Genomic DNA, 15071 nt, shown 5'->3' on the forward strand with positions numbered 1-15071 from the left:
AGAGCTTTTTCTGCTAATGGCGGTGTTATAGATATTATTTGCACACTGTTTTTCATTTTAAATACGAGGGATGAGGGGTAGCCAAGCCTTTTTCTTTTTAATCTCTTTTTCCCTATCCCAAGTGATGGCGCAGGGTGGCCGGGGAAGATGAGGGTTGTCTCGTGGATGATCCTGGGCTAGAGCGAGTATGGGAGCTACTGATCCAGGTGGTGCTGACGGAATGCCACTGGTTGGCTTTGAAACGGACGTAGATACAAAGGTCCTGGCCGTTACTGACAATGCCAAGGGGTAGAAAGAGGGACACCCGTGACTACCTGCTTAAATCGCTCCGTTATCCTGAGGCATTTTCTCGATCTAATTGTTGCTGGCTGCCGAACCTGAAGACGGTTCTCTCTGATCTCTTTTTTGACCTCTTCTTCAAAACTGGCAGGAGATGGTAAAAACGTTGTATCAATATGATATCACTAAAAATAAATGTGAAAATTGTCTAGGGCGTCAATTTGGACACCGCAAATGGCATAATCCTGCCATTTGAGACCAATGAAAATGGAAGATTTGCTGGATTAGCACCAAAATTTGCCATATATCGCTGAATCTCCTAGCTATTATAACAAAAGGGCGGACGTTAGAAACGCCCACCCTTTTACCCTCCTTAGATGGAGGGATACTGCCGTTACACTCACTCTGGCAGAACAAATCCGAGCAAACGTTGTTGCTCTTCGATCTTTTTCTCAAGCTGGCAGTAATATAACATGTTCGCCACTGCGCGGTTCAAGTCCGCTTCTTCACCCATCATGTCCGCCAAGGTGAAGTTCAGGTTCGATCCAAGGTATTCCTCGAAATCCTTGAGGTAATCGTAATCACGGTAGTAGATGCATCCCGTCGGTGTTTTGGCATCCTGATACTTCGGGAAGTGAATCTTATCCGTCTTGTCGAAACGCATGTCATTTTTTGGATTCCAAAACAACAGAACCCCAATACTCGGGTACTTTGACCAAGAACTCGAGTCACAAGACCAGATGGGAAGTTTGGCCATGAGCCGGTATTCACTGCTCCCGAAGAAATGAATCTTGGCCCCGGCTTGGTGCAGCTTGTTGATAACGGGTTCAACGTTCTTGATTACCGTGCGCCCTTCGCATTGACCAATGGCGACAGTTTTATGTTCCGGCAGACCTCGACTGAGGATCTTGTCAACATCGTCGTTGTAAATGTTGTGGATGACAGAAACAACAGGGATGCTTGCCTGCTCCAGATCTATTTGGAATTCCAAGTTCTTGTCGTAGGAATCCAAACCAAAGTGCAGATCAAAGTTGAAGATCAAATCCCATGCTGAGGTGTTGTACTGGGCAAATGTTTTAAACTTCGGGTACAGTTCTTCTGGCGTCTGCTGAGCTCCAGGTTTTTGCAAGCTGAAGACGCCACTATCCAGGATAAGGCTCTGAAATAAGGAGCGGTTCTTGCCGATAAAGTGAGGTAAGTCATTCCCCAGTAATGCATATGACAATAAAACGTTTGGTTTCGCGGTGGGGTGACGTTTAGCAAATTCACGAAGATGCCGGATTGTCATGGAAGATTGGTAGATGCGCATAATATTTCTCCAATGGGCACTCCCCCATGTTTAATGAAGGAATGCCCATGGTTGAAGGTAGTTAGGCAGTGCAACGTGCAATCAGGTTGTTAACAGCGGTGCTCAAAGCTTCCAGATGGGTCAGGTCAAGCTTTTTCAAGTCAGCCTTATCTTCCAACAGATGTTCAATGAAGCTCTTCAGCTTCACCGTTTCAGCGTTGATATACTTGATAGGCTTTTTGGGGGAATTCGTGTCACTGGCACCGTTAGGACGCGTCCCGTTGTTGGCAATGACCTCCTCCATATATCCCTGGGGAGAAAGGCCATGTTCCTTACGATCAAGCATGACAGCGATATCAACGGCAGTTACTGAGCCCGCAACCTTATTAAAGTCTGTAGATACGCGGACATCAACGTCGAGATCTTTTTGTAAGAGCTTTTGGCGCGTGATGGCCCCCTTGATCATGGGCGTCAAGTGGCCCTTTTCGATCTGTGCATAGTTGATTGTTATGCCACTGCGCGTAAACAGATCGCCGATGGGATCTTCCTTGGACAACATATGCTTGATCGGTTTGATCGCCTGGATGACCAGTTCCGCAGCGTCAACACCAATGTCGGCATGCTTCAGAATGCCAGAGGTGTTTGCAAGATTCATGCACTTCTCTCGCGTGCGCCGTGACATTTCAGGAAATTCACGAGAAATGTAGTCGCCCCAGTTCTCGTTTCCTTCGGCCATCACAAGTTTTTTGAGGTGTACGAGAAGGCATCCAATAACGTACCCGATGTTTACCATCTTAGCACGAGCTGAGCCAAATACACCTTCCGCAGCCATGTTCTGTTCTTTCAACTGCAGAAGTGTTTGCTCTTTGTTGAGTTTTTCAATTTGACCAGTCATGGTGCTCGTTACCCGCTGTAACGTCGCAATTGGAATAGGTTTTCCTGCTTCAATATGAACATCCTGTTCAGGCTTACCACCCATGGCCCCGGTGGCCCCTTGGAAGTGCATCACCAAGTGGCGCATTGTTTCGTCGTTTTCGTCTAGATGCGGGGGGGTGATCGTGGCGTCTTCTGTGGTAGTGATGGGAAGGCCAGGAAGGCCAGGGCCGCCCGTTTTCCCGATGCTACCGATCCCGCCGGTTGCACCGGCAGCCAACTTTGATTTTTGATCATTATCAGCTGACATGTCTTACTCCTTGATATTCCCAGTTAAGGGAGATGGTGTCGCTTTGAAACTACTTCCCGGTGAAGTTGTTCGCTGCGCCGTTCTGCTTCTTATAGTATCAAGGAGCGTGCCAGAAGATGGTGGCAGCTAACAGCATGAAATAACACAAATATTGTTTCGTTGGTTTTCGAATCGTTGAATTTTCCCGTCTTATTAAACGGAAGTCCGTCGCATTTGACGGTTTTATTGGTCTCGAGTAAACGCTAAATTCGTAGGTGAGAGAGGCTTCTTGGCGCGGCGGGTGGGCGGCATCGAGTCCCTGAGGCAGAATTTTTTTTGCCAAACTGAAAGGATTTATGGTATGCTGGCCTAGTCTGTCGGCCTTAAAAAAAGATTTTTCTCCAGTTGGATATGTGGAGTAATTATGGTTGGGCGTGAGTGGTTAGTTCTTCCCGGAATGACTCAAGTTTTTCTCCGTTATTTATCGATGGTGAAAGAATATTTGTCTGGAAAATCAGCGATTCACAATAAACCATTGATGATAATTGGTGATTCTGGTGTTGGTAAAGGACTATTTATCGACTGTGCTCGGCAGATTTTTGAAGGTGCTGATTCAAGTTCCTCTTCTCAGCTAAAAAAACAATCAAAACCATTCTTGAGAATAAATTGTGCTTCATTTACAAAAGAATTGGCCGACTCAGAGATATTCGGACATGAAAAAGGTGCTTTTACCAGTGCAACTGGGAAGAAGATAGGAATAGTTGAAGAGGCCAATGGTGGGTTGTTGGTTTTAGATGAAATTGGCGAGCTTCCAGAAGTTGTACAAGCAAAGATCCTTATTTTTATCGAAGAAGGAGAATTTAGGCGAGTTGGCTCTAACGAAATACAACGTTCAGACGTCTTTATTATAGGTACTACGAATCAGAAACAAGGTAAGTTCAGGCCTGATTTTTGGTATAGATTTTTCCCGGTGTTTGTTCCGGCACTGTATGAGCGTAGGCTTGATGTTCTCTACTATATTGCCCTCAAGTATCCACAAATATTCAATAGATTGACGCCGCAGCACGCTTTGAGTTTGTTGGCACATAATTGGCCCGGGAATATTCGTGAGCTCGAAAGAGTTATATCGATAATAATGTCCGAAGATTTGATGCGTGAATCACAGCTCACATCGGATACTGATGTTGAAAATAAATCTATGCCCTTGGTCTTTCCCGTGGACACAAGGCAAACCTCTTTGGCTGAAATGTATCTTAGTCGCTTTTGTAGTGACTTGTTGGCTGCTAATTTCAATATTAAGTCATTCAATTCAATAGTGTCAAGCTATGGATTGCAAATCCCGTACTCCTTTGCTTCCGCAAATGAGTTTGAAGAGATTAAGAAACTTTATGTACAATTAAGCGATCAGCATTACTATTTTTGTGACAATTCGACAAGTGCAGATGGTGGAAATAATAAAAAGGAAAAGTATTGCGATATATTTTATACAAAACAAAACAGTTTCTTTGATTTTTTCCCCTCGCTGGCTGACGAAAAGGTTTTCGCAGACTTTTGCAAACCATCTGAAAGTTCTCGCGGCACTGGTGCTTTGTTGGTTACTATACAGCAAATGCAAAACGCCATGAACAGCGAATCTAACTTTTATTCGAAAACAACAATTGATCGTGAGGATTGTACGCAGCGTGTAGGTGATTTAAAAAATACTTATCTTGTTTTTAGGGATGGTAGAATTGAAAATATCGGCGTATGTTTTTTGTGTATCTGTGATATTTTTTTAAAAAATAGTATGTCTTCTTTGAATGTTTTTGATAAATCAGATGTTCATCTGGCCAGTGGAAGCCCTTTCGGCAAGGTTCGAAATTCTATAATGACAAGATTTGGAAAAGCAAGGTTGATTTCTAAGTCGCTTGAATACGCCTTGGGCAAAAAGTTGATTTTTGATAAAGAGTATCGCGTTGAAGTAGACTGGGGTGACTATGTCAAATCTGTGCTCATGAATAATGACATGCATTCTGGTGATGTTGAAATCGATTCTTCGGCCCAAAGTTTAAATGAGTGTGAATCAGTTTTATATAAAGTTACCGAGGAAGAATTATTGGCTTCTTATTATAAGTATCTACGGTCTAAGTACTCAAAAGTTGTTCAGGTTTGTAAGCATGCAGGTCTTAACAACTCAACATGTCGCAATAGGCTTAGAGGATATGGGCTGCTGCCAAGTCAAATGAAGGAAGATGACTAATGGTTGAGATGATGATATATCAAGAATTAAAGAACACTTTTTCTTAACTGCTAAATTCCAAAATGGTTATTTCAACTCGCAGGATCCTGTGAATTTCCAGGGTCACATTTAAGCTGGATTCAGCGATTTCCCACTTTTTCCCCTGTTTTGACCATGCAGTGCTCTATAACGCGGGCTGAGACTTTTTGGTTTCCCACCAGCTGGCAATTTCTAGCTCTTCCGTATCGATCTTTCACCACTTTGGTTTGAAACGGCGCGCAGCTATTTCATCTGAAAATCGTATGGAATTCGTGCGGTTCGAATCGAATAATGTTCTATAAATTGCCGATTTTTAATAGATATTTTTCCCGTAGCCGGTAATGCCCCGTTCTGGTAAATCTACACCATGGAATGGATCATAAGATCAGCCCTGGTCATGGGTATAATCGTCGCAATACTCGGGCTGTTTCTTGGCAACAAGAAAGGGCATAAGAAACGCTCCGTTCCTGGATTCTTCAGTTTTGACCAATACAAAGAGCGAGAACTTTCCCAACGTGGCGTTTTCGATAAGATGAAATGGTGAGTTTAATAACTTCGCTCAGTCGTCCTCGGGCAGCATGATCGTAAGGACTGGCTCAGCATTGTCACCAGGGCCGATATGGGCGATAACTTGGACGGTTTCAGTTCGTCCTGGCTCCATCAGGGAATCCACTTTGAAATACACCCGATCTGTCCCTTTGCTGGCGCGGGCAGCGAACATAGCCAGGGTCAGGACATCATGGAGCCGGCCATCCCTGGATTGCCCATAGCTCCTATCAAGTCCTGACGGCACTTCAACGTATTGGCGGTAAAGATTATCAGTGACGACGGTGTGGACGTTGAACCCGTGAGTTTTGGCAGTGTCGGTGACGTCGATGAGGACGCCGTCGGCGATGGCCTGTGCCCTGGTGTAGCTGTAGATGAGGTTTCCAAAAGCGTTGTCGGTGGTCATTTTGATTGCCTCCAAATTTTGCAGTTAAAATAGTATCAAGCTTTTGACGGAAACTTTGACACAGTGTGATCCCAACGTCGGCGTATGAGCGCGTTAGTTGCCTGTATATCTCGACTGAACTTGTATTCATTATTTTGAAAAGCTGTTCAATTGGACGAAAAGCATTGAATATTTCGTCCTTTGTTTGAAGAAGATCATGATCTTTCTGACCCATATGGGCTCCTTTGCTTTTTAAGCAGAAGGATAGCCTGGACCAGTGGGGCGGTCACGGGAGTCTGGGAAGTTTAAGCTGGACAAAGCCCTATGGAAATCGGACGTTGGGTGTAGGACGCGATTTCCTGGGATTTTGGCCCAGGGGGAGTCCATTGGGGGAGCTTTAGGAAAAAGGCCCAGGAATGGCCCGGTAGAGAGCGGGGGAGGTTTGTCCGAGGAGAAACCCAACCCCAGATTTCCCCCAGGGAAGAGCTTCAGCTGTTTGCGGAGAGAAAAGCTACGAGAATATAGGTAATTGAAAAGTCCAGTTTACTGGAACTTTAGATTTGCAGCTGATCGTAAAAATTATGCTTTTCTGAACTGGATACGCGCTAACGGTGGTGGGATGGCATTTAGGACCAGAAACGATGGTGTCGGATCGCAGGATCCTGTGAATTTTTAGCACCATAATCCCGCTACCGTGACTGAAATTGTCCGGTCCCTAGCAGCCCGTTGAAAAACGCGATTTTCAGTCATTTTTAGGCGTCTAAGATGTTGAAATTGCAGGGCCGAGTTAGCATCAAAATGATTTTTTCAACAGCCTGCTAGTCCTAGAGTGGAAAAGCGCGGCGTCGTAGCGTTAACAGTTAGTAATAAAGTGGTTTTTCTAAATACGAAATTTCCTTCGTTTTTGACTGGACCAAAATTTGACAATTTACCAGTAAAGCACCTTTTGCCGTTCATCACTGACTGTGTTTGCACGGTGCTTTTCAAAGTGCGGATTATCTTTGGTTTGTTGCACTCTTATCTGTATTTACGCAAAATCTAGATTGGCATATGTACCGAAACAACTGTTTCGTTTTCTTTTTCGATACTGGGAATCCCTGTTATTAGCCAACGGGGATGACTGTGAAAGTCCCAGAAACAGGCCCGCGGGCACGAATTAGTGGGGATTCCGAGTGAAAGCCCAACCCCAAAGTTTCCCAAAAGAAAGTTTTTTTTGCTAGGAGAATAAGTGCTAAGTCCAACTGGTTGTATTATAACCGGACTTTTGGCATTTAACTTTTCAAATTCGATACTCGGGTGGCTTTAAAACTGTTCTGGCAACGTTCAATCTTACGGTAGACAATGGTATGTATAAACTTAAGCATTTTGGTAGTTCACTTGGCATCGGTTTTGTGCAAAAGCGTGCGTCTGCTATTTGCTATGGTCTTGCTGGAGCAATTGTTTTGTTGTTAGTCGCAGCAACAAGTTACAAATGTATCGATGAGAAGCGTTTGGAGATTGAGTCTGCTTTTAGAGATACAGGGAACGTCGCGCGTGCTGTTGAGGAACACGCAATTAGGACTTTTGAGCAAGCTAGTCTATTGGCAATATTTATAAAATCGCGATATGAGCATGATGATAGTTTAGATCTGAATTCTTTGATTAGTATTGACAAAAAAGCTATGGGTATATTTCAGCAGTTGTCAATCATAGATAAGAATGGGATACTTTCTGCAAGTAGTATCCCTGGTTTTGCGCGTGTAGATCTTACGGATCGGGAGCACTTTAAAGTTCATTCGGGAGTTAAAGAAGAACAGCTTTTTGTAAGTAAACCCGTGCTTGGGAAGGCGTCGGGAAAGTGGTCAATCCAATTGACTACTCGGCTCAGCAAAAGTGATAAATCATTTGCTGGAGTCGTTGTTGTGTCTCTTGATCCTTTTTATCTTTCATCTTTTTATGCGGACATCAACATCGGTCGATCAGGCCGTATTGCCTTAATTGGTAATGATGGCGTTGTACGAGCGCAAAAAGATATGGTTGAAACAACTGTAGGTCAAAGAATTAACGATGAAATGGTAGACTGGCTCCAAAAAGAATCTTGGAGCGAGGCCAATTATGAATTACTGGATAAAGATGTTGGATCAACGCGGCTTTATAGCTTCCGAAACGTAGATGGGTTCCCATTGTCTGTATTGGTTAGTGTGTCTGAAGATGAAGCTTTGTCCGGTTTTTATTTAAGGCGTAATGGTTATATTGGGTTTGCTAGCTTTGTTTCACTTATGGTTGTTGCATTATCAGCAATAATGGTAAGGATGCTTAACGAATTGCGAGAAAGTGATAGTCGCCATAGAATAATGTTTGAAAATTCTCCACTCGGTATTGTTTACCTTAAAGATGATGGGACAATAATAAATTGTAACGATAAATTTGTAGAGCAAATGGGTTCCACAAAAGATAAAATCATAGGTTTTAATCAAGCGAAACAGAGTGGAATTAATTTGCAGGAGAAAGTTAAAAATGCATTGGCTGGAGATTTGTCGGTATTTGAAGATGTTTACACGTCGATCACTGGGGCTAAGACTAGCTTTTTGCACATAATTTTTAATCCAATAAATCCTGGTAAGAACCCAACAGAAGTTATTGCAACAATTGAAGATATAACGGATCGTAAGGAATCGGAACAGGCCCTGGCTAGGGAGGCTGAGGATCGTCGTATCTTGCTAGATACTATTCCGACCCAAGTATGGTACCAGCCTGATGAATATTCTTATGGAGTTGTAAATAAAGCTCACGCCTCATTTGTTGGCATACAGGAAGACCAGCTGGCTTTTAAAAAACTATCCGAAGTCTATCCGCCCGACGTGGTGAGTGTTTGTATTCAAAGCAGTTCAGAAGTTTTTCGAAATGGAAAAACTATTGTTACAGAAGAGTGGGTGCCCAACGCATCGGGTGAAGCACGGCTTCTTTTAATTACTAAGTCACCAAAAAAACGAGAAAATGGGACAGTAGAGTATATTGTTTTTGCAGCAGAAGATATTACAGAACAACGGCGAAGCGTGGACAGTCTTGCGGATTATGCCAATAGAATGGAATTGACTAACAAACAACTTAATATTGCATTGGCAAGAGCTGATGAAGCTGCGAAAGCTAAGGGTGATTTTTTAGCTAATATGAGTCATGAAATCCGGACGCCAATGAATGGTGTAATAGGAATGGCTGGGTTGCTGCTGGATACTTCGCTTACCGATGAGCAGCAACGATTTGCTGAGACTATTCGTTCAAGTGGTGAATTGCTTCTTTTGTTAGTAAATGATATTTTGGATTTTTCAAAAATCGAAGCGGGTAAGCTTGAACTCGAAATAGTTGATTTTGATTTAGTACAAATTTTAGATGATGTTATGGATAGTATGGCTGTTGGGTCTCATTCGAAAGGGCTCGAATTGCTTTGCGCTACAGATCCAAGTGTGCCGTATCAGTTGCAAGGTGATCCGGCTCGATTGCGTCAAATTCTAAGCAATTTGGTTGGGAATGCTATAAAGTTTACTGTCCAAGGTCAAGTATCGGTCCGTGTGTCTATCGTAAATGAGAAAGAGTCTGACTGTATCCTTAAATTTTCAGTCAGTGACACCGGTATCGGAATCCAAAGTGATAAACAGGTGCTTATTTTTGAACAATTCAATCAAGTTGATGCTTCAACTACGAGAAAGTTTGGCGGTACAGGTCTCGGATTGGCTATTTCTAAACGATTAGTTGAAATGATGGGAGGTACGATAGGAGTTGAAAGTAATCTCGGGGAGGGGGCTAGTTTTTGGTTCACGGCATGTTTAAAAAAGCGGGACTCTATCACAGAAGAAAGCAGTGTATGTCTATCGTCATTTTTTCAGGGGCGTGTCCTTGTAGTGGATGATAATGTTACAAGTTGTGAGAATTTATTCACACAGCTTAATTCGTGGGGACTGAAAACAGAAATTGCTATGGATGGTCCAAGTGCACTTCAAGCTCTTTATAAAGTCATAAATGTTGAAGATTTTTATAAGGTAGTCATAATTGATGTTCATCTTCCAGGTATGGATGGAGTGGCGCTGGGACAAACAATCCGGTCTGATCATCGATTCGATAGTGTTAAAATAATATTCATGACATCTCTTGGCGGAAACTGTCGCCAATATTGTCATGACGTTTCTAATGCTGATTGTCTCTCGAAGCCTGTCCATTATCGCGATTTGCGTAGTATGCTTGGCCGGTTTTTTGAAGTAAATTCCTGCCAAAATAGGCAGACTGAGAATTTGCACGGCTCAAACAATGAGCATGCCTTCCAGTTTAGTTCTGAATGGCGAATTCTTCTTGCCGAAGATAATATTACTAACCAGCAAGTAGCTAAAGGTATACTAAATAAATTTGGATTAAACGTTGATGTTGTTTCTAACGGATTAGAAGCTGTGGTAGCCCTTGAATCCGAGGCCTACGATCTGGTTCTTATGGATATGCACATGCCAACTTTGGATGGAGTTGCTGCAACTAGACGCATTCTGGATGGATCTTCAAAAGTTATAAACCGCAATATACCAATTATAGCGATGACTGCTAATGTGTTGGAAGCTGATCGCGAAAAATGTTTTGCAGCAGGAATGGTCGATTATGTTTCAAAACCAGTCGTTCCACAAGTGCTGGCTGATAAAATTGCAAAATGGCTCCCGAAAGATCCCCGAAAACAAGAGCTTTATCAAGACACGCTAACTAAATTAAATCGAAAAATTAATAAGGATGATTCATCGTTAAAGATATTTGACGAATATGGCATGGTCGAGAGGTTGATGAATGATAAAGATCTGGTTCGAATGGTTTTGAATGATTTCATTAATGATATTCCGACAAGGATAGAAGCATTGAAACAAGCGATGATATCAGGTGATCATATTTTAGTCGAGCGTCATGCGCATACAATCAATGGTGCTGCAACTAGTGTTGGAGGTGAAGATTTTGGTCAAATCGCTAAGCGCATAGAAGAGTATGGGAGGGCAAAAGATTTAACATCAGCTGTATCGCAAATGGGTTTCCTTGAGGAGAAGTTTATTGTTTTGAAAAGTGTGTTAAACAATTATTTGGCTGAATAATTTTTGTTCACCAGGATTAATAGGATCGGAGCTCTTTATGGAAAAAGATCTTGAAAAATACAAAAAAATATTTAATGAATATCACGTGCTTATTGTCGATGATGCCGTTCCCATGCGTAATATGATAAAATTCATGTTAAAAAAGATTGGATTCAATACCCTTTCTGAAGCAGAAAACGGTTCTGAGGCTTTTGGTTTGTTAAAGAAACTTACAATTGATCTAGTTGTAGCCGATTGGAATATGCCAAAGTTGAATGGATATCAATTGTTAGAAAAAATTCGTGCTGATGAAAGTCTTAAATATCTGCCTGTAATTATAGTTAGTGGTGAAGGTGATAAGGAACATATTGTTAGCATTATCCGTGCAGGGGCTTCTGACTATGTTTTAAAGCCAATACCAGCTGATATTTTTTTGAAAAAAGTTATTAAATATGCAATACGATCTGTCGCCCATTAGGACGACACTTCCTGTGCATCCTCCTCTTTTGACAGAAGTAGATCATTTAAGACTGGACAGAGCCCTATGGAAAAAGGACGTTGGGTGTAGGGCGCGATTTCCTGGGATTTGGCCAGGAGGGAACCCCAAGGCCCCGGCCACGGGAAAAATCCCAGGACAGGCCTGGTAGAGAGGGTTGGAGAGGGGTGTCCGGGTGGGCAGGCCAAGGGGGGGGGCGAGCACGGATGCAATCTCAAGCTTTAGCGACAGAAGATGATATTGCACTTTTGAGAAGTTTAATAAAGCATGGTCGTACTGACATAGTCACTGGGCCTGAAGAGATTTCTATAGATGATGCCAACTTTGCATATTTTATTCTTGAGGGGCTAGTTTTGAGTCCAACTGACTTGTTTCAAGTTCTGCAATGTAGGCGAAGTCTGGGAAGAATGAATTATAGATTCATCGTCGATGCGTTAACGATGTAAAAGAATATCTTTGTGGCACGTGTTTGTGTAGAGCATTTAGTGTAGGTTGATGTTTTCTAATATTTTGACCCTGGGGGAACCACAAGACCCCGGCGATTGAAAAAGCCCAACCTCAGATTTCCCCAGGGAGGGGCTTGGGCTGTTCGCTGAGAGAAAAACTATGTCATTACTGATAGTTGAAAAGTTCCAGTTTACTGGAACTTTTGATTTTCAGCTGATGGCCGGCTGGATGACATTTTAGAACAAAAACACGCGTGTTCGATGGCAGGATCCTGCGATTTGTCAGCCCGGATTGGTGGCTATCGTAACTGAAATTGGCCTGCACCTAGTCCAGAAGCATAGTAGTTTAGTGTTTTCGATGTTAATACTTTGCAATGATAATTTTTTTCAAATTCCATTTCCTTTCGCTATTAGCTCACCCTGCTCCAGTGAGTCTGGACAATGTTTTATGAAAATGTGATATTAGAATGATACTGGGGGACACTGATTTCTTGGCCCAGGAGGAGGCGCAAGTGAGAGTGTTGGTGGTCGATGATGAAGTCGCGAGCCAGATAATTATGAAAAGTATTTTGAATAGCCATTGCTGCGTAGATGTTGCGTCTAATGGCTTAGAAGCCGTTGAGTTCTTCGTCCAGTCGTTGAATGACAAAAGACCCTATGATCTGATTTTCATGGATATTATAATGCCTGAAATGGATGGACAGGAAGCGCTTAGAAGTATTCGCAGAATAGAAAAAGAAAACAAAATAGACAAACTAAAAGAGACTGCCGTTGTGATGCTTACGATTCTCGATGACCCTAAGAGTGTGGTCGAAGCTTACCATTCCGGTGGAGCTATTTTTTATTTGACAAAGCCAGCTACAAGGCAAGTTATTGAGGAAGTCGTTAACGACCTAGGAAGTACTAACAAGTTTAAGCTTGTGTTGTAGAAGATGTGGGATGGGTTGGGAATTGGACTGGACAGAGCCTTATGGAAATCGGACATTGGGTGTAAGACGCTATTTCCTAGGATTTTGGCCCAGGAGGGAACCCCAAGGCCCCGGACACGAGAAAAACCCCAGGACAGGCCCGGTAGAGAGCAGGGAAGGGGTGTCCGTGGGAAAAGCCCAAGCCCAGATTTCCCTAATGTTGGGGCTTCAGCTATTTGCTACGAAGAAATCTGCGACATCGACGACTTTTGAAAGGTCCAGTTTACTGGAATTTTTGGTTTGTAGCGGAGGGGTATAAATTTTGCCTGTTGGAGCTGGATCAATGACAACGGCGGTGGATGCTTCTTCGGACCAGAAAAAGGCAATGCTGATTCGCAAGACTCTGCGATTTTTAAGTCCCGTGATGGTGCTAACGTCACTGAAACTGGCCTGTCCCTGGTCCTGGAGCATTTGGTAGGGCAGTATAGTAACGCTAACAAGCCGTAATGCTACTTCTTTTTCAAATACGAAATTTCTTTCGTTTTTTGATTGGTCATAAGAATGTAAAGGATGGTTCTGATGGCAGAATCTTGCCCTCGTGATAAGTGTAAAATACAGAATGTCTGTTCTGAAATCCATAAAATTGGATATGGAGATGATCCTGCGTGGTTAGCGATTGTATTGATTGTAAGAAATTTGTTGACAAAATTTTCTTGTTTTACGGAATCCCAGAAGACTCTTTTGAAGAGCTACGTATTTTATGAATTAAAGAAGAAAGATGACTCAGATGAACATTTGGGTGCAGTAATCCAGCGTCTGGAGCATTTCTTTGAGGACAACAAGAAGTCGAAGGATTTAAAAAATCAATTTCTTCTCCAGAATAAAATTATAGGTGCCATGACTGGTGCTATTGATGATTTTTTACGAGAATTATTCTTTTCTGAGTCTTTTCGGAGTAATCTAGTCGCTAGGTATGGTAACGAGTCGCTTGAAGTTCTAAATAAAGATGACGACCCAGCGTGGATTGTGAAGAAAATGAAAGTCATGGTTACAGAAATGCTGGCTGAGTATCAGCGAGAAGCAGAAGAGTGGGAGCATAAAGCTAAAAATTTAGAACAGGTGGTTAACGTAGATTCGTTACTTGCGCCGTTACATAATCGAGGAGCCCTTGAAAATCATTTACGCACTGAAATTGCTAATTGTCAGTCAACTGGCTGTAAACTATCTGTATTGATGATGGACATTGATGATTTTAAAGAAATTAATGACGGATATGGTCATCAGGTCGGCGACGATATCCTTAGGACTTTGGCAAAGATAGTTCATAGTCATGCTTCAATGTATGGATGGTATGCGGCTCGTTACGGGGGAGATGAGCTTGTAATCGTTTGTAATTCTTCAGCAGATGAAGTTCTACTTCATGCAGATGCAATTAGAATTGCTGTGCAAAATTATGATTTTTATCCGAGAAAAGATGGGAAAGTTCAGGGGAGTAGCGTTAAGTTTACGGTCTCCATCGGTGTTGGTGAATATATTCAGGGAATGACTTCTGATGATTTAGTTGATGCTGCGGACAAAGCTATGTATAAGGTAAAGGTGGCTGGGAAAAATGATGTCGCTAAATTCGAACCAGCTGAAAATATTTCTTAATGTAGTTGCTGCGTGTTCAGTTTGCGAAGGAAAAGTGTGGGTTGACAGTAGCCCTGTGAAGATCATCTGTTAAGCAGCAAAGTTATTCCTTGTCTTGTTGTCGAGGTGGGCTGCATGGTGTTTCGATGGGTTTGAGCTTGAAAAATTGGCATGGCTTATGATGCATTGATTTTTGAGTCTCAGTTGTAGCTGTGTATCATATTTTTTGACGATAGATTGTGCAGACATAATGCTTTCCAATCCACACCTCGGCCCAAATCGGAGACAAATGTTTTGGGAATTGTCTAGGTAAACTTGGCAGTTGCATTGTTCTCGGAGATGTCTCAGAGGGTCGAAATAGTCTTTCATCGAAGGGACCTCCTTAGGATTGCCTTTTCTCTTTACACGACTGAGTCCGTTGTGCCAAGGTTTACTTGGGTAAATTTCACTTTAATCGAAATTGTAATTATAGTTATTTGCTCAGATACGAGAAAGTAGAGCCCGTTCTTGGGTTTCCTTATTAAAAACAGCTAATTGAAAACCAAATTAATTCCTGCGAATTAAATTTGAAGAAATCTAGAGGATAAAGACAGCTTTATAAGT

8 protein-coding genes are annotated in these 15071 nt (G+C 42.4%); 5 read left to right on the top strand and 3 right to left on the bottom strand.

The genetic code is table 11. The features are described from left to right. Positions 1-679 precede the first annotated feature (679 nt). Together DMR_RS04535 and DMR_RS04540 are read right to left on the bottom strand one after the other, a co-directional pair. Entirely contained in the window at positions 680-1588 is a 909-nt protein-coding gene (locus tag DMR_RS04535; protein WP_012750509.1) for a hypothetical protein, read from the bottom strand. A gap of 61 nt (positions 1589-1649) precedes the next feature. After that, positions 1650-2750: a hypothetical protein gene (locus DMR_RS04540; protein ID WP_012750510.1), complete on the bottom strand. Its 1101-nt coding sequence runs from the start codon at positions 2748-2750 to the stop codon at positions 1650-1652. Positions 2751-3153: 403 nt separating this feature from the next. On the opposite strand from DMR_RS04540, the gene DMR_RS22950 reads away from it, so the two are divergent. Then, positions 3154-4968, top strand: coding sequence for a sigma-54-dependent transcriptional regulator (locus tag DMR_RS22950; RefSeq protein ID WP_012750512.1), 1815 nt, complete (start codon positions 3154-3156; stop codon positions 4966-4968). A 577-nt stretch (positions 4969-5545) separates the two neighbouring features. On the opposite strand, the gene DMR_RS04545 is transcribed toward DMR_RS22950, so the two are convergent. Then, entirely contained in the window at positions 5546-5938 is a 393-nt protein-coding gene (locus DMR_RS04545) for a DUF6573 family protein (RefSeq protein ID WP_012750514.1), read from the bottom strand. Between the two features lie 1325 nt (positions 5939-7263). Here DMR_RS04545 and DMR_RS22960 point away from each other — a divergent pair. From DMR_RS22960 to DMR_RS22970, 4 genes are all read left to right on the top strand, one after another. After that, positions 7264-11010 carry a response regulator gene (locus tag DMR_RS22960; protein WP_012750517.1) on the top strand — a complete coding sequence of 1249 codons (3747 nt, stop codon included), beginning with the start codon at positions 7264-7266 and terminating at the stop codon, positions 11008-11010. Between the two features lie 37 nt (positions 11011-11047). After that, positions 11048-11467, top strand: a complete 420-nt coding sequence (locus DMR_RS22965) for a response regulator (RefSeq protein WP_012750518.1) — start codon at positions 11048-11050, stop codon at positions 11465-11467. Positions 11468-12443: 976 nt separating this feature from the next. Further along, complete coding sequence (locus DMR_RS04555; RefSeq protein WP_012750521.1) at positions 12444-12860, top strand: response regulator; 417 nt, start codon at positions 12444-12446, stop codon at positions 12858-12860. Between the two features lie 558 nt (positions 12861-13418). Next, on the top strand, positions 13419-14489 hold the full coding sequence (locus tag DMR_RS22970; protein ID WP_012750524.1) for a GGDEF domain-containing protein: 1071 nt from the start codon (positions 13419-13421) through the stop codon (positions 14487-14489). The last annotated feature ends 582 nt before the right edge of the window (positions 14490-15071 follow it).

Source organism: Solidesulfovibrio magneticus RS-1 (assembly GCF_000010665.1).
In the GTDB taxonomy this organism is placed as follows: Bacteria; Desulfobacterota; Desulfovibrionia; order Desulfovibrionales; family Desulfovibrionaceae; genus Solidesulfovibrio; species Solidesulfovibrio magneticus.